The 15,192-nt window shown below is 70.8% G+C and carries 15 protein-coding genes; 11 read left to right on the top strand and 4 right to left on the bottom strand.

Annotated features, from left to right (window positions below):
- Nucleotides 1-21: 21 nt before the first annotated feature.
- The 3 genes from lon to ACLQ2O_RS00270 all read right to left on the bottom strand — a co-directional run bounded on the left by lon (nucleotide 22) and on the right by ACLQ2O_RS00270 (nucleotide 4,690).
- On the bottom strand, nucleotides 22-2,376 hold the full coding sequence (lon, locus tag ACLQ2O_RS00280; RefSeq protein ID WP_425825857.1) for an endopeptidase La: 2,355 nt from the start codon (nucleotides 2,374-2,376) through the stop codon (nucleotides 22-24).
- 245 nt (nucleotides 2,377-2,621) lie between these two features.
- The gene (locus ACLQ2O_RS00275) at nucleotides 2,622-3,743 is read right to left on the bottom strand and encodes an ArsA family ATPase (RefSeq protein WP_425825855.1); all 1,122 of its coding nucleotides are present in this window, start codon (nucleotides 3,741-3,743) and stop codon (nucleotides 2,622-2,624) included.
- Nucleotides 3,740-4,690, bottom strand: coding sequence for an ArsA-related P-loop ATPase (locus tag ACLQ2O_RS00270; RefSeq protein WP_425825853.1), 951 nt, complete (start codon nucleotides 4,688-4,690; stop codon nucleotides 3,740-3,742). The genes ACLQ2O_RS00275 and ACLQ2O_RS00270 overlap by 4 nt, the downstream gene beginning before the upstream one ends.
- A gap of 62 nt (nucleotides 4,691-4,752) precedes the next feature.
- On the opposite strand from ACLQ2O_RS00270, the gene ACLQ2O_RS00265 reads away from it, so the two are divergent.
- The 5 genes from ACLQ2O_RS00265 (at nucleotide 4,753) to ACLQ2O_RS00245 (ending at nucleotide 8,195) form a co-directional block, all read left to right on the top strand.
- Nucleotides 4,753-4,914, top strand: a complete 162-nt coding sequence (locus ACLQ2O_RS00265) for a DUF4177 domain-containing protein (protein WP_012918129.1) — start codon at nucleotides 4,753-4,755, stop codon at nucleotides 4,912-4,914.
- Complete coding sequence (locus ACLQ2O_RS00260; RefSeq protein ID WP_425825850.1) at nucleotides 4,911-5,372, top strand: RidA family protein; 462 nt, start codon at nucleotides 4,911-4,913, stop codon at nucleotides 5,370-5,372. Before ACLQ2O_RS00265 ends, ACLQ2O_RS00260 begins: the two co-directional genes overlap by 4 nt.
- A gap of 163 nt (nucleotides 5,373-5,535) precedes the next feature.
- A complete protein-coding gene (locus tag ACLQ2O_RS00255) occupies nucleotides 5,536-6,258 on the top strand; it encodes an NUDIX hydrolase (protein WP_425825848.1) in 723 nt (240 codons plus the stop codon).
- Nucleotides 6,258-7,046, top strand: a complete 789-nt coding sequence (locus ACLQ2O_RS00250) for an MBL fold metallo-hydrolase (protein ID WP_425825846.1) — start codon at nucleotides 6,258-6,260, stop codon at nucleotides 7,044-7,046. The genes ACLQ2O_RS00255 and ACLQ2O_RS00250 overlap by 1 nt, the downstream gene beginning before the upstream one ends.
- A gap of 198 nt (nucleotides 7,047-7,244) precedes the next feature.
- Nucleotides 7,245-8,195, top strand: coding sequence for a type IV toxin-antitoxin system AbiEi family antitoxin domain-containing protein (locus ACLQ2O_RS00245; protein WP_425825844.1), 951 nt, complete (start codon nucleotides 7,245-7,247; stop codon nucleotides 8,193-8,195).
- A 271-nt stretch (nucleotides 8,196-8,466) separates the two neighbouring features.
- On the opposite strand, the gene ACLQ2O_RS00240 is transcribed toward ACLQ2O_RS00245, so the two are convergent.
- Nucleotides 8,467-9,144 carry a Crp/Fnr family transcriptional regulator gene (locus tag ACLQ2O_RS00240; protein ID WP_425825842.1) on the bottom strand — a complete coding sequence of 226 codons (678 nt, stop codon included), beginning with the start codon at nucleotides 9,142-9,144 and terminating at the stop codon, nucleotides 8,467-8,469.
- 308 nt (nucleotides 9,145-9,452) lie between these two features.
- Between ACLQ2O_RS00240 and ACLQ2O_RS00235 the strand changes: the two genes are divergently transcribed.
- The 6 genes from ACLQ2O_RS00235 to ACLQ2O_RS00210 all read left to right on the top strand — a co-directional run bounded on the left by ACLQ2O_RS00235 (nucleotide 9,453) and on the right by ACLQ2O_RS00210 (nucleotide 15,150).
- A complete protein-coding gene (locus tag ACLQ2O_RS00235; protein ID WP_425825840.1) occupies nucleotides 9,453-11,402 on the top strand; it encodes a hypothetical protein in 1,950 nt (649 codons plus the stop codon).
- A gap of 45 nt (nucleotides 11,403-11,447) precedes the next feature.
- On the top strand, nucleotides 11,448-12,233 hold the full coding sequence (gene nth, locus ACLQ2O_RS00230) for an endonuclease III (protein ID WP_425825838.1): 786 nt from the start codon (nucleotides 11,448-11,450) through the stop codon (nucleotides 12,231-12,233).
- A gap of 239 nt (nucleotides 12,234-12,472) precedes the next feature.
- Nucleotides 12,473-12,877 (top strand): TlpA family protein disulfide reductase, encoded by a 405-nt coding sequence (locus ACLQ2O_RS00225; protein WP_425825836.1) that lies wholly within the window; start codon nucleotides 12,473-12,475, stop codon nucleotides 12,875-12,877.
- Entirely contained in the window at nucleotides 12,874-13,641 is a 768-nt protein-coding gene (locus tag ACLQ2O_RS00220) for an NUDIX hydrolase (protein WP_425825834.1), read from the top strand. The genes ACLQ2O_RS00225 and ACLQ2O_RS00220 overlap by 4 nt, the downstream gene beginning before the upstream one ends.
- Nucleotides 13,638-14,810: a MarP family serine protease gene (locus tag ACLQ2O_RS00215; RefSeq protein WP_425825832.1), complete on the top strand. Its 1,173-nt coding sequence runs from the start codon at nucleotides 13,638-13,640 to the stop codon at nucleotides 14,808-14,810. The genes ACLQ2O_RS00220 and ACLQ2O_RS00215 overlap by 4 nt, the downstream gene beginning before the upstream one ends.
- 211 nt (nucleotides 14,811-15,021) lie before the next feature.
- Nucleotides 15,022-15,150 (top strand): hypothetical protein, encoded by a 129-nt coding sequence (locus ACLQ2O_RS00210; protein ID WP_425825830.1) that lies wholly within the window; start codon nucleotides 15,022-15,024, stop codon nucleotides 15,148-15,150.
- Nucleotides 15,151-15,192 lie beyond the last annotated feature (42 nt).

Raw genomic sequence — 15,192 nt, 5'->3', positions numbered from 1 at the left:
CGCCAGGGGCTTCTGCTCAGGTCACGCGGCGTACTGCCGGGCGTCGACCTGTGCGGGCACCAGAGCCAGCTCCAGGACCTCGCGGACGTCGCTCACCGGGTGAACGGTCAGCTCCGCCAGGACGGACGCGGGGACGTCCTCCAGGTCCGGCTCGTTGCGCTTCGGGATCAGGATCGTGGTCAGCCCGGCCCGGTGGGCGGCGAGCAGCTTCTGCTTCACGCCACCGATCGGAAGCACCCGGCCGGTCAGCGACACCTCACCGGTCATCGCGACCTCCGAACGGACCGGCCGTCCGGACAGCAGCGACGCCAGCGCGGTCGTCATCGTGACACCCGCCGACGGCCCGTCCTTCGGGACCGCTCCGGCCGGTACGTGGATGTGCGTGTTCCGCTCGGCCAGGTCACCGACCGGCAGTCCCAGCTCCGCTCCGTGCGAGCGCAGGTAGGACAGCGCGATCTGCGCCGACTCCTTCATCACGTCACCCAGCTGACCGGTCAGCGTGACACCGGTCGGGCCGGTCTCCTTGTCCGCCAGCGACGCCTCGATGAAGAGCACGTCACCACCGGCACCTGTCACCGCCAGGCCTGTCGCCACTCCCGGCAGCGCCGTCCGCTCCGCCGACTCCGGCGTGAACTTGGGCGACCCCAGGTAGGTCTTCAGGTTGTCCGCGGCGACCGTCACCGACCCACCGAGGTCCTCACCGAGCGCCAGCTTGGCCGTCACCTTCCGCAGTACGCGGGAGATCGACCGCTCCAGCTGCCGTACGCCGGCCTCGCGGGTGTACTCGCCGGCCAGCAGGCGCAGCGCCGACTCCTCGACACTGACCTCCTCGGTCGTGAGCCCGGCCCGCTCGAGCTGCCGCGGGAGCAGGTGGTCGCGAGCGATCACGACCTTCTCCTCCTCGGTGTACCCGTCCAGCTGCACCAGCTCCATCCGGTCCAGCAGCGGAGCCGGGATCGAGTCGAGCACGTTCGCCGTGGCCAGGAACACCACGTCGGACAGGTCCAGCTCGACCTCCAGGTAGTGATCCCGGAAGGTGTGGTTCTGCGCGGGGTCAAGGACCTCCAGCAGAGCCGCGGTCGGGTCGCCCCGGTAGTCCGCGCCCACCTTGTCGATCTCGTCCAGCAGCACCACCGGGTTCATCGAACCCGCCTCGGTGATCGCCCGGACGATCCGGCCCGGCAGCGCACCGACGTACGTACGCCGGTGACCACGGATCTCGGCCTCGTCCCGGACGCCACCCAGTGCCACCCGGACGAACTTGCGGCCCATCGCACGGGCCACCGACTCGCCCAGTGAGGTCTTACCCACACCAGGAGGACCGACCAGAGCCAGTACGGCGCCACTGCGGCGTCCACCGACCACTCCGAGACCACGGTCCGCGCGGCGACGCCGTACGGCCAGGTACTCGGTGATGCGCTCCTTCACGTCGTCCAGGCCGGCGTGGTCCGCGTCCAGGATCGCCCTGGCCTCACGGATGTCGTAGCCGTCCTCGGTCCGCTCGTTCCAGGGCAGCTCGAGCACGGTGTCCAGCCAGGTCCGGATCCAGCCGACCTCGGGGGACTGCTCCGCGGTCCGCTCCAGCTTGTCGACCTCGGTCAGCGCGGCCTTGCGGACGTGCTCCGGCAGGTCGGCCGCCTCGACGCGGGCCCGGTAGTCCTCCTCCTCGGACTCGGCCTTGCCGTCCAGCTCGGCCAGTTCCTTCCGGACGGCCGCGAGCTGCTGGCGCAGCAGGAACTCGCGCTGCTGCTTCTCCATCCCCTCCTGGACGTCCTTCTGGATCGACTCCGACACCTCGAGCTCGGCCAGGTGGTCCTTCACCCAACCGATCAGCTTGGTCAGCCGCTCGGTGACGTTCGCGTTCTCCAGCAGCTCCAGCTTCTGGGCGTCGTTCAGGTACGACGCGTAGCCGGCCAGGTCGGCCAGCTCGGCCGGAGCGTTCACCTGCTTCACCGAGTCGATCACCTGGTACGCACCGCGCCGTTCCAGCACGCTCGTGACCAGGGTCTTGTACTCGCGGGAGAGCTCAGCCGACTGCGCGTCGGTGATCTCGTTCAGCACCGTGGCGCCGACCCACAGGGCAGCACCCGGACCGGTGGTCCCGGCGCCGATCAGGACCCGGGCGGTACCCCGGATCACGGCCGCCTGGGCTCCGCCCGGCAGCCGGCCGATCTGCTCGATCTCGCCGAGCGTCCCGGCCTTCGCATATTTGCCGTCCAGGCGCGGCACCAGCAGCACCTTGTCCTGTCCGGACGCCTGCGCCGCGTCGATCGCAGCCCGGGCCTCGGTGTCGGCCAGCCGCACCGGCACGACCATTCCAGGCAGGACCACGACGTCGTCCAACGGCAGAACAGGAAGATTCAACGTCTCAGTCACGCTGTCACACCCTCACTTGAAGATTGAGTCTGACAGGCTCAACGGTGGGGGTGACCTGGTCATTCCCGGGAGGTTCTCCGTTCGCCGAGGGTGAACGCTGTGCTTTTGGCGTCGACTTCGTCGCCGCGGGTTTTGGGGCTTTTTCGCCCGCTCTTCCCTCGTCGGTCGGTCGCTGCGCTCCCTCCCTCCTCAGTCCAGAGCGGGCGGCCCCAAAACCTTGGTGGTGCTCGTGGGATCGGGGCGTACTAGGCGGTCAGCAGGTTTCCGATGGTGCGGAGGCCGGTGAGGTCGTGGACGTCGTCGGGGAGGGTGGGGACGTCTACGGTCGCGATGGTGCGGTGGCCTCGGCGGAAGCGGTCGGCGCGTTTGGTTTCGCCTACTACCTGCTGCATGCGGTCGGCGTGCAGGAGGAGGACGGCGGCGGTCAGGTCTGACTTGCCGGCCTCGGCCAGTTTCTCGGCGGCCGCTAGAGAGCGCTCGGCGGACAGGTCGGGGGCATGCGTGGTGGTCACGCGGTTCAGTACGACGCCCGCCAGCGGCATCCGCTCCTCGCGGAGCCGGTCAGTGAAGTACGACGCCTCCCGCAGCGCGTCGTTCTGCGGCGCGGCGACCACCAGGAACGCGGTGTGCGGTTCCCGGAGCAGCGCGACGGTCTTCTCCGCCCGCTCCCGGAACCCGCCGAACAACGTGTCGAACGCGGCCGCGAAGGTCTGGACGTCGGTCAGCACCTGCGCGCCGAGCACCTTGTTCATCACCGACATCGCCAGGTTCACCCCGGCCGACATCAGCCGCAGCGGACCGCGGGCCGGCGCGAGCAGCAGCCGCAGGAACCGTCCCTCCAGCAACGACGCCAGCCGCTCCGGCGCGTCGAGGAAGTCCAGCGCGGAGCGCGACGGTGGGGTGTCGACGACGATCAGGTTCCACTCGCCGGTCCTCTCGGCCTGCTTGTGCAGCTGGCCGAGCTTCTCCATCGCCATGTACTCCTGCGTCCCCGCGAACGACGACGACAGCGCGACGTAGAACGGGTTGGCCAGGATCTGCTCGGCCTTCTCCGGCGTCGCGTGCGCCAGCACCACCTCGTCGAAGGTGCGCTTCATGTCCAGCATCATCGCGTCCAGGCTGCCGCCGTTCGCGCCGTCGACGTCCTTGACCGCGCGCGGAGTGTTGTCCAGCTCGGTCAGCCCGAGCGACTGCGCCAACCGCCGCGCAGGGTCGATCGTCAGTACGACGACCTTCCGCCCCCGCTCGGCCGCCCGCAGTCCGAGCGCCGCGGCAGTGGTCGTCTTACCGACCCCACCCGCGCCACAAGTCACGATGATCCGCGTCTTCGGATCGTCGATCAGCGCATCCAGGTCCAAGGCGGTCATCCGCGCAGCTCCTCGGCCATGTCGAACAAGGCCCCGTGGTCGATCCCGTCCGGCACCAGCCCGAGCTCCGTCACTTGCTTGCCCAGGGCATCGATCCGGTCGCGGTTCTCCCGCTCCAGCCCGATCCGTACGGCGTGGTCCCGCGCCTCGGCGGCCAGCGTGCTCACCATCTGCTTGCTCGCCGAGATCCCGGTCGCCTTCAGGCCGCGCGCCAGCTCGGCGGCCGGCAGCTTCTCCTTCACCGCGAGCGCGAGCAGCTCGTCGTCCAGCGGGCTGTGCCGGACCATGTTCACCACGATCGAGCCGATCCGCAGGTCCAGCGCCTCGAGCTGCTCGACCGCGTCCAGGGTCTCCTGGACCGGCATCTCCTCCAGCAGCGTGACCAGGTGGATCCGGGTCACGTCGGAGCGCAGCATGCCCATGATCGCGTCCGCCTGGTTGCGGATCGGGCCCATCTTGGCCAGCCCGGCGACCTCGTGGTTGACGTTCAGGAACCGGCCGATCCGACCGGTCGGCGGCGCGTCCAGCACCACCGCGTCGTACGCGAGCCGTCCGTGCGCCTTGCGGCGGGTCGCCTCGTAGACCTTGCCGGTCAGCAGCACGTCGCGCAGCCCGGGCGCGATGGTGGTGACGAAGTCGACCGCGCCGACCTTGTCGAGCGCCTTCCCGGCCCGGCCGAGGTGGTAGTACATGTCGAGGTACTCCAGCAGCGCCGCCTCGGCGTCCACGGCGAGCGCGTAGACCTCTCCGCCCGCGGGTCCGACGGCGATCCGGCGTTCGACGTACGGAAGCGGCGGTACGTCGAACAGCTGGGCCAGTCCCTGCCGCCCCTCGACCTCGACGAGCAGCACCCGCTTGCCCTCGTCGGCCAGGGAAAGAGCCATGGCGGCGGCCACTGTCGTCTTCCCGGTGCCGCCCTTGCCGGTCACCACATGCAGCCTCGCCATGGTCCCCAGCGTAGGACGTGGCCCACAGCACGCCCGGCAGGGAGCCCGTTAGAGTCCCCTTCATGAAGAAGTTCGAGTACTTCACCGCGCCGCTGCTGGTCCACTCGACCAAGGAGATCCTGGACAACTTCGGCCAGGACGGCTGGGAGCTGGTCCAGGTCGTCCCGGGGCTGAACCCGGAGAACCTGGTCGCCTACTTCAAGCGGGAGATCACCGAGTCATGAGCCACCCCGAGGAGAACCTCGCCGCGCTCGGGCTGAAGCTGCCCGACGTCGCCAAGCCGGTCGCCGCGTACGTCCCGGCGGTCCGGACCGGCAATCTGGTCTACACCTCCGGCCAGCTGCCGCTGCGTGAGGGCGCCCTGATCGCCACCGGCAAGGTCGGCGGCGAGGTCACCGCCGAGGTGGCCGCCGAGTGCGCCCAGCAGTGCGCGCTGAACGCCCTGGCCGCGGTCAAGGCCGAGATCGGTGACCTGGCGAACGTCAAGCGCGTCGTCAAGGCCGTCGCGTTCATCGCCTCCACCCCGGACTTCACCGGCCAGCCCCAGGTCGCCAATGGCGCCTCCGAGCTGTTCGGCCAGGTCTTCGCCGACGCAGGCCAGCACGCCCGCAGCGCCGTCGGCGTCCCGGTGCTCCCGCTGGACGCCCCGGTCGAGGTAGAGCTCATCGTCGAGGTCGCCTGACCTGTACGCCGTACGCCCGGCAGAGAACCAGTAACCAGAGAGGGAACGAGTAGTGCGTGACCTGAGGTCTGAGCTTCTGTCCGGGCGGATGGCGGAGGTGGCTCTTGCTCATGTGCGGGAGGGGCTGACTCCGAGTGAGCCTCGGCCTGCGTCGACTGTCATCTTGCTGCGGGATACCTCAAAGGGGCCCGAGGTCTACCTGCTGCGGCGGCAGCAGTCGATGGCGTTCGCGGCGGGGATGACCGTGTTCCCCGGGGGGCGGGTCGACGCGACCGACTCGAGCATCGCCGACTCCTGGTCCGGGCCGAAGCCCGAGTGGTTCGGGGAGCGGCTCGGGTGCTCGGCCGAGACGGCCGCGGCGTACGTCGCGGCCGCCGTACGGGAGACGTTCGAGGAGTCCGGCGTCCTGCTCGCCGGGCCGTCGACGGAGACGGTGGTCGACGACACCACCGGCGCCGACTGGGAGGCCGACCGCGTCGCGCTCGAGGACCGGTCGCTCGGGTTCGCCGAGTTCCTGCACCGGCGCGGTCTGGTGCTGCGGGCCGACCTGCTCGCGCCGTGGGCGCACTGGATCACCCCCGAGTTCGAGCCGCGCCGCTACGACACTCGCTTCTTCGTCGCGGCGCTCCCGCCCGGCCAGGTCACCCGGGACGTGACCAGCGAGTCCGACCAGGTCGCCTGGATGAGCCCGGCCGACGCCGTCGCGGCCGTCGACGCCGGCGAGATGCTGATGCTGCCGCCGACGTACCTGTGCTGCCGCGACATCACCCCGTACGCCGACGTCGCCGCCGTACTGGCCTCGGCCACCGATCGCACGATCACCCCGATCCAGCCGACCGTCCGGGTGGAGAACGACCAGGCCTACCTCGAGACCCCGGAGCAGTGATGACCGCCGAGCAGATCACCCCGTACGCCGTCCGCGTGCTCGCCGCGAACCCGGGCCCGATGACGCTCGACGGCACCAACACCTGGATCCTGCGCGCGCCGGACTCCGACCGGGCGGTCGTCGTCGATCCCGGCCCGCTGCTCGAGGAGCACCTGCGCGCCGTACTGGACGCTGTCGAGGCCGCCGGGGCGACAGTCGAGACAGTGCTGCTCACGCACAACCACTTCGACCACTCCGAGGGCGCGGCGTGGTTCGCGAACCAGGCGAACGCACCGGTCCGCGCGGTCGACCCGGCGTACCGGATCCCGACCGACCACGCCCACGGCCTGGCCGAGGGCGACGTGATCGGCGCCGGCGAGCTGCGCATCGAGGTCCTCCCGACCCCCGGGCACACGCTCGACTCGGTCTGCTTCTGGCTCCCGCAGGACGGCTCGCTGCTCACCGGCGACACCGTGCTCGGCCGCGGTACGTCGGTCGTCGCGCACCCGGACGGTGCCTTGGGCCCCTATCTCGAGTCCCTCGAGAGCCTGCGCGCCTTCGCCAACTCACCCGCCGGCGTCGACCGCCTCCTCCCCGGCCACGGCCCGGTGATCGACGACCCGGCCGGCGTACTGACGTACTACCTAGACCACCGCCGCGCCCGCCTCGACCAGGTCCGCGCCGCCGTCGCCGCCGGCCACACCACCGCCGAAGCGATCGTCGAGACCGTCTACGCCGACGTCGACAAGACCCTCTGGCCGGCTGCCGAACGCTCGGTCCGCGCGCAACTGGACTACTTGAACTCCTGAGCGCCTGGACTCCCGCTCAGCCTCGCCGCTGCCCCCAGGGCAATTTGATGGGTTAACCCACAGTTTAGGCCGTTGGCCCACCGAATTATGGTCGTCCAACGCTCCATCTGGTGGGCCAGCCCATGAATCGACGCGCGGTCGTCCACAGGAGAGCGGATGGCCCAGCGGGGACCAAGCGATTTCGCCGACCCTGGGGTGATGGATGCCCAACTGACGAGACTGGCCGGACGCCAGGGCGGGGTCTTCAGCCGTCGGCAGGCGCTGTCGTGCGGCTATTCGCCCGGCCAGATCGCGGACCGGCTCGGCGATGGACGATGGGAGCGAGTCCGCCATGGCCAGTACGCCGCTGCCGTCGACCTGAGCGCGACATCCGCGTGGGACCGGCGACTGATCCGGCACCGACTGCTGGTGTACGCGGCCGTGAACTCGATGCGGCCGGGCAGCGTTGCCGTGAGCCACCAGTCGGCATTGGTGCTGCACGGCGTCGCGACTTGGGGCATGGACCTGGCTGAGGCACATCTGACACGGCTGAGCGACCAGCGGAGCGGACCGGCGGCCGGCGTACGGCATCACCGAGGTCTCCTCGCCCCGGCTGACCTGACGCGGCTCGACGGCATCCTCACCACCACGCCGGTCCGAGCGGTGATCGAAGCGGCGTGCACGGCTTCTTTCGAGTCCTCCGTCGTCGCCGCGGACGACGTCAGCCGACGGTTCGAGAACCACCGGGCGGAGTTCGACCGGCTGCGCAATGTCACCGAGTTCTGGCCAGGCAGTACGACGGCCCGCCGGGCGCTGGCCTTCCGCGATCCGTCTGCGGAGTCGGTCGGGGAGTCTCGGCTCAGGGTGCTGATGCACCAACAAGGCCTCCCGCGCCCGGTGCTGCAGGCATCTTTCGAGGATGCGGCGGGCTTCGTCGGGCGGGTCGACTTCTACTTTCCGGAGTTGTTTACGGTGGTCGAGTTCGACGGCCTGCTGAAGTACGCCGGGGGGTCGGCCGACGTACTGGTCCGGGAGAAGCTGCGCGAAGATCGCCTGCGCGGGCTGGGCCTGGAGGTCGTTCGGGTGACCTGGTCCGACCTTGCGGCACCAGATCGCGTCAGCGCGCAAATCCGACTGGCCTTCCACCGAGCTCACCGTGCCGCAGCCTGATTCCGCTGGCGCTCGACCCGGCTGGCGCTTGGCTCGGCGCGCGCTCGACTCCGCTGACACCATCCGCTATTTGATGGGCCAACCCACCAAATAGCCGGTTGGCCCACCGAAATTCGGTGGGCCAACGGGCGAGCGCGTGGGTTAACCCAGCAAATTGCAGTGGCGGGTGCTGGGCCGACGCGTCGGTCGGCGTGGCTACCGGTACGGCGTACCGGCCACTGATGGCTCGGCGTACCGGCAGTGGTGCGCGCGGGTGGTCGGCGCGCTGGTGTCAGCGGGCCCGGCGCTGGAGGCGCTCGACGTCGAGCAGGACGACCGAGCGCGGCTCGAGCCGGACCCAGCCGCGGGAGGCGAAGTCGGCCAGGGCCTTGTTGACGGTCTCGCGGGAGGCGCCGACCAGCTGGGCGAGCTCCTCCTGGGTGAGGTCGTGGTGCACGTGCACGCCGTCGTCCGCCGTCCGGCCGAAGCGGCTGGCCAGGTCGAGCAGCGCCTTGGCGACGCGGCCCGGTACGTCGGAGAAGACCAGGTCGGCGACGACGTCGGACACCTTGCGCAGGCGGGACGCGAGCTGCAGCAGCAGGCCGCGGGCCACCTCGGGGCGCCCGGCCAGCCAGCGCAGCAGCTCGTCGTGGGTCAGCGACATCATCGACGCGTCGGTGACGGCGGTGACGGTCGCGGAGCGCGGTCCGGGGTCGAACAGCGAGAGCTCGCCGAACATCTGGCCCGGGCCGAGCACGGCGATCAGGTTCTCCCGGCCGTCCGCGGAGGTCCGGCCGAGCTTCACCTTGCCCTCGACCACGACGAACAGCCGGTCGCCGGAGTCGCCTTCGTGGAACAGCACCTGGCCGCGGCGCAGCCGGCTCTCGGTCATCGACGCGGCCAGCGCGTCGGCCGCCTCGTCGTCGAGCTGACTGAACAGCGGTGCCTGTCGGAGCACTGCGGCGTCCACGAATGGGCCTCCTCGGACCTCAACTGCGAGCTTCGAAAGGGGCTGCGAGCCCCTTCGGCGCCGGGCAGAAAGCACCCGGCCGCCTCAAAACCGTACTTCCTCCGGTCACGCAACCGCCACGTAGGTCACCCGGGACGCGCCGAGAGCCCGGTCCGACGACCGCCCGAGCCGCGGCCCCGACCCCGGTACGACGGCGGCTGCGGCGCGGCGCGGAGCCCGGTCCGGCAGCCTCCGGGCCCGCCCCGGAACCCTCCCCGCGACTCACCGGCGGACGCGCCCGGGTGGGGCCGAGCGAGGCAGGATGGGGCGTGCTCGATTGGCTGAGGAAACGATTCGCGGGGGCCAGGGCGCCCGTCGAGCAGGCTCCGGACGTGGTCCGCCGGGCGTGGGCGCTGGCCGAGCAGGGGGAGATCGACGAGGCCGCCGGCCTGCTGCGTGCCAGTGACGACCCGCGGCACCGGGGCATCCTCGTCCTCCTGCTGCGCAAGTACGGACGCCTGGACGAGGCGATCCGGATGCTCGAGGCCGACCCGGACGCCGACCCCGCCCGGCTGCGGCAGTTCGTCGGCGAACGCGGCGGCCAGCTCGTCCTGCTGCTGCGCGGACGGGACGTCGCCGCGTACCCACCCGACCCGACCACAGCCGTCGACGACCTCCTCCTGGCCGGCCACCTCGACCAGGCGGTCGAGCAGCTGAAGGCGAGCCGGTTGCCCGCCGACCGTCCCCGGCTCCAGACCCTGCTGCGCGAGCTCGGCCGCACCGACGAGCTCCGGGCACTCGCCGACAACTCCGTCCGCCTCGCCACCCTGCGCGCCGAGGGCCGGGTGGACGACCTCCGCCCGCGCGCCGACAGCGGCGACGACGAGGCCCGGGTCCTCCTGATCGAGGCCCTCGCCAAGCAGGGGCAGGTGGACGAGCTGAAGGCGCTCGCGACCGACGACGAGTACGCCACCGGGCTGCTGGTCGAACTGCTGGGCCGGCAGGAGCAGGCCGACGACCTCCGGCCGTACGCCGCCGCCGGCAACACCCGCGCCAGAGACCTGCTCGTCAGCATCCTGGCCCGGCAGGGCCGCGTCGAAGAGCTGAAAAGCCTCGACGACCCGTACGCCGCCGGGAAGCTGGCGGAGCTGCTCGCCGGGCTCGACCGGATCGACGAGGCTGTCGACGTACTGCGAGCTCGAGCGACGAGCAGCGGGGCTGACCAGGACTGGTACGACCTGGCTCGGCTGCTGGCCGACCGGGGGCGGACGGCGGAGGCGATCGCCGTACTGGAGGACCGTCCTCGGGTGGCACCCGAGCTGCTGGTGGAGCTGCTGGCGGACGGGGGTCGTGTCGGCGAGGCACTGGCTGTGCTGGATCGGTCGGACCGGCGGGACGCTCCGAGGAGGGCTGCGCGGTTGCGGGCGGCTCACGGGTTGCTGGACGAGCTCCGGGCGCGCGCTGACGCGGGGGAGCGGCCGTCGATCGACCTGCTCGCCCACTACCTGGCTGAGCACGGCGAGCTGGAGGAGCTGCGCCACCGGGCAGTCGACGAAGTCTTCAGGCATCAGTTGGTGCAGGCACTCGGGCGGCTTCGGCAGCTGGACGAGCTGGCGGCGCTTGCTGGTGGCGGCGACTGGGCAGCTGGTACGACGTGGTGGGCGGCGGTGCTTGCCGATGCCGAGGACGTCCCAGCGGCGCTGGCCGAGCATGCGGCGTACAGCTCCTGGTACGCCGAAGAGCGCGGCATGCGTCGCGTTGTCGACCAGCTGGCCGAGCAGGCGCGCATCGGCGCCGCGGTCGCCTTCGCTCGTGCCGGCGGACCAGCAGGTGAAGCGTGGGTGCCGCGGCTGCACCAGGACGCGGCCGGGCTGTCCGGCAACGACGACCTGATGGCCACCGCGGTCGAGGCCGCCGTACGGGAGCTGCTGCCGGGCGAGGGGGCGACGACGGTGCGGGTCGCCGACGAGGGCTCTACTTTCTACGGCGACGTACTGGCCAGCGTCCCGGAGCTCGGGCAGGTGCGGATCTCCTTGGCCTGCTGGACCGTCGGCACCGACGGGGCTCGCTACTTCGGCGACGATCCGCCGACGGATGCGGAGACCAGGCTGCCGCCGGACGGTACGGCGGTGACCGATCTCCGGTCGACCGTCGCCGTACTGGACGAGCTCGCGAGGCGGCTGAAGGCGACCGAGCCGGCGGTGGCGCACCCCGAGGGGCGTCACCTGACGATCACCGTCCCGATGCGCACCGTGCCGCTGACCGCCGTACCGGACTGATGAGCCGCGGATATCGGGTGGAGTGCCGCACGTAGGCTGGCCCGCATGACCCAGCGCGTCGCGGACCCCAATCCGCACCCGGTTCCGGCCCCGGTTCTGAACCCGCCCGTGAAGCTCCCGCGGAAGGCTCCGGTGTACGCCGAGGAGACGCCGACGCAGCTCGTCCGGCGGGCCCGGAAGATGCACAAGGTGCTCACCGAGACCTACCCGGACGCGCACTGCGAGCTGGACTTCACGTCGCCCCTGGAGTTGCTGGTGGCCACGATCCTGTCGGCGCAGACCACGGACGTCATGGTCAACAAGGTGACGCCGACGCTCTTCACCCGGTACCCGACCGCGCAGGCGTACGCCGAGGCCGACCGGGAGGAGATGGAGACGATCCTCAAGCCGACCGGCTTCTTCCGGGCCAAGACGAACAGCCTGCTGAAGCTCGGCCAGACGCTCGTCGACGAGTACGACGGGGAGGTGCCCGGGACGTTGGAGGAGCTCGTCAAGCTGCCCGGCACCGGGCGCAAGACCGCGAACGTCGTACTGGGTAACGCGTTCGGCGTCCCCGGCATCACCGTCGACACCCACTTCGGCCGCCTGGTCCGCCGCTTCGGCTGGACCACGGAGGAGGACCCGGTCAAGGTCGAGCACCTGATCGGCGCGTTGTTCCCGAAGAAGGACTGGACGATGCTGTCCCACCGCCTGATCTTCCACGGCCGCCGCCGCTGCCACGCGAAGAAGCCGGCCTGCGGAGCCTGCCCGATCGCCCAGTGGTGCCCGTCGTACGGCACGGGCCCGACGGATCCGGAGCTGGCCGCCAAACTCGTCAAGGTCCCGGCGTGAGCTGTTCGGGCTCGCGGCTTCGCCGCCTCGCCCCCGAGGGCGGGGGGATGCGGGCCCGGCCCCCGGCCTCGCGGCTTCGCCGCGTCGTCGCGGGGCTGGGGGTTGCTGGGCTGCTGGTACTCGCGGGATGTGGCACCGAGCAGACCGGCTCTTCGCCGAGTCCGGCGGCTTCTGTCGGCGAGGTAGCGGCTTGTGAGGCTTCGCCTTCCAAGCCGCCAGTTGCGGAAGGACTGCCCGACGTGAGCCTGCCCTGTCTGGGCGACGGTGCTGACACCCGTCTGGCCGACCTGCGCGGGCCTTTGGTGGTCAACGTCTGGGCGCAGTGGTGCCCGCCCTGTCGTGAGGAAGCGCCGTTCCTGGCCGCGCTGCAGAAGAAGGCGGCGGGCAAGGTGAAGCTGATCGGGATCGACTACGCGGATCCGCGGCCGGAGCTGGCCAGGAAGTTCGCGGGGGAGAACGGGCTCGCCTACCCGCACCTCGCGGACCCCGACAAGCTCGTGCAGCAGCCGCTCAAGGTGGGAGGGCCGCCGGTGACCGCGTTCGTCGACCAGGACGGCAAGATCGTCTACGTGCACCGCGGCGTACTCAAGTCCCAGCAGCAGCTCGACGACCTGGTGAAGGACAAACTGGGAGTCACCCTGTGACCGCGACGACGTTCGACACCGAGATCCCCGCCTGGCTGCACCCGTTGCTGACGGCCTCGAAAACCGTTGACCCCAACGAGCTTTCGCGCTTCCTCCCGCCCGACGACCCGGCCGTACGCGAGTCCGCCGTCCTCATCTTGCTTGCCGACGGCAACGAAGCCGACGGCCCCGACGCACTGCTCACCGAACGCTCCTGGACGCTGCGCTCGCACGCCGGCCAGATGGCCTTCCCCGGCGGCCGCAGCGACGAGGAGGACGGCACCGGCACCGAAGGCCTGGTCCGTACGGCGCTGCGCGAGGCCGAGGAGGAGACCGGCCTCGACCCGACCGGTGTCGAGGTGTTCGCGGTCTGGCCCGCGCTCTGGGTCCCGGTCAGCAACTTCGGCGTCTCCCCGGTGCTCGCCTGGTGGCGCGAACCGTCGCCGGTCGCGGTCGTCGACCCGGCCGAGGTCGCCTCGGTGCACCGCGTCACGCTCTCGGCGCTCGCCGACCCGGCCAACCGCGTCAGCTGCGTCCACCCGTCCGGGTTCACCGGCCCGGCATTCGTCATCGACGACCTGTTCATCTGGGGCTTCACCGCCGGGTTGCTGGACAAAATGCTGCTGCTCGGCGGCTGGGCGCGCGACTGGGACCCGGCTCACGTCGTACCGTTGCCCGACCGGCTGGTCGAGGCGGCCTGGCGGAGTGAGGGGCAGCGGTCGCAGGAGGAGCGGCGACTGACTGCCATCGAGCACGACTTGGGGCGTCCGGAGGGTGTGGAGTGAGCATTCTCGATTGGGTGCTGGTGGGGGTCACCGTGCTGGTGGCCATCTCCGGGTACGTCGAGGGCTTCATCCTCGGCGCCTGCGCGACGCTCGGCCTGCTGGCCGGCGCGGCCGTCGGCGTGTACGGCGTACCGAAGATCCTGGACAACTTCTCGCCGAGCGTCGAGGTCTCGTTCGCGGCGCTGGTGCTGGTGATCCTGCTCGCCTCGGTCGGGCGGACGATCGGCGCGCTGCTCGGCTCGCGGCTGAGAAACAAGATCTCCTGGAAACCCGTCAAGGCCGTCGACGCGCTCGGCGGGGCCGTGCTGGCCGCTGCCTCGGTGCTGGTCGTCTCGTGGGTGCTCGGTGTCGCGGTGAGCGGCGCGCGGATCCCGGACGTGACGTCGGCGGTGCGCGGTTCACAGGTGCTCGCGAAGGTCGACGAGGTGCTGCCGAACCGGGCCGACCAGGCGCTGCAGGCCTTCAACGACGTGGTGAACACCGATCTGTTCCCGCGCTTCCTCGACCCGTTCGTGCCGGAGCGGATCCGCGAGACCCAGCCGCCGGACGGCGGGATCGGACGCACGCCGGCGGTCAAGGCGGCGTACAGCAGGATCGCGAAGGTGACCGGCGTCGCGAACTGCTCGCGCGGGCTGGAGGGCTCCGGTTTCGTCTACGCGCCGCAGCGGGTGATGACCAACGCGCACGTCGTGGCCGGCGTCGAGAACCCGAAGGTCGAGGTCGACAAGCGCTCGTACGACGCGACGGTGGTGCTGTTCGACCCGGAGATCGACGTCGCGGTGCTGTACGTGCCGAAGCTGACCGCGGCCCCGCTGGTCTTCGACGACAGCGGCAAGGCCGACGCCGCGTCGGTCGTGCTCGGCTACCCGGAGAACGGCCCGTTCAACTCCGAACCGGCCCGGATCCGCTCGGAGGAACGCCTCCGCGGCCCCGACATTTACGGCGACCGCACAGTCACCCGCAAGGCCTTCTCGATCTGGGCCTCGGTCCGCCCCGGCAACTCCGGCGGCCCACTGATCTCCACCCGAGGCACCGTCTACGGCGTCGTCTTCGCCGCATCGGTCGAGGACAACCGCACCGGCTACGTCCTCACCGCCAACCAGGTAGCCGACGCCGCCGAACAGGGCACCCGAGCCACGAAGGAAGTCTCCACCCGCACTTGCACGTGACGGCGGAGGGGAGGGAGCGCGGCTCCCTCTCCTCCATTTTCTTCCCCGGCGGTACAGCAGATCAGCTGGTCCGCGGCGTTGAGAGAGTGCGACGGTGACCAGCGAGGCGGCTCCGGCGTTCGACGACGTGGTGCGTCGAACGAGCGGCGCCTGTTGCGTACGGCGCTGATGCCGGCGGGGAACGTTCACACCGTCGAGGACCTGGTGCAGAGTGTCTTCGCCCGTCATCGACGCACCCCAGGAGAACGAGAGCAGCGTCCGCGGCAAGGCCTTCACGGACGCCGAGAAGGCCGGCATCGGGAAGCTGCTGGCCCCGACCAAGGTGGAGTGGATCGCATAGCGCCCGGGGCTCGCCGACCCTTGCGCCCCCGAGGCCGGCGGT

Source organism: Kribbella sp. DT2, assembly GCF_049844575.1.
Taxonomy (GTDB): Bacteria; Actinomycetota; Actinomycetes; order Propionibacteriales; family Kribbellaceae; genus Kribbella.
The sequence above is the reverse complement of the archived record's forward strand: the minus strand, read 5'-3'. Positions and strand labels throughout refer to the sequence as shown.

Coding starts and splice junctions, on each gene's coding strand:
- ACLQ2O_RS00275 (WP_425825855.1), bottom strand. CDS start 3,743: ATGACCGCCTTGGACCTGGATGCGCTGATCGACGATCCGAAGACGCGG.
- ACLQ2O_RS00260 (WP_425825850.1), top strand. CDS start 4,911: ATGAGCCACCCCGAGGAGAACCTCGCCGCGCTCGGGCTGAAGCTGCCC.
- ACLQ2O_RS00270 (WP_425825853.1), bottom strand. CDS start 4,690: ATGGCGAGGCTGCATGTGGTGACCGGCAAGGGCGGCACCGGGAAGACG.
- ACLQ2O_RS00245 (WP_425825844.1), top strand. CDS start 7,245: ATGGATGCCCAACTGACGAGACTGGCCGGACGCCAGGGCGGGGTCTTC.
- ACLQ2O_RS00265 (WP_012918129.1), top strand. CDS start 4,753: ATGAAGAAGTTCGAGTACTTCACCGCGCCGCTGCTGGTCCACTCGACC.
- ACLQ2O_RS00250 (WP_425825846.1), top strand. CDS start 6,258: ATGACCGCCGAGCAGATCACCCCGTACGCCGTCCGCGTGCTCGCCGCG.
- nth (WP_425825838.1), top strand. CDS start 11,448: ATGACCCAGCGCGTCGCGGACCCCAATCCGCACCCGGTTCCGGCCCCG.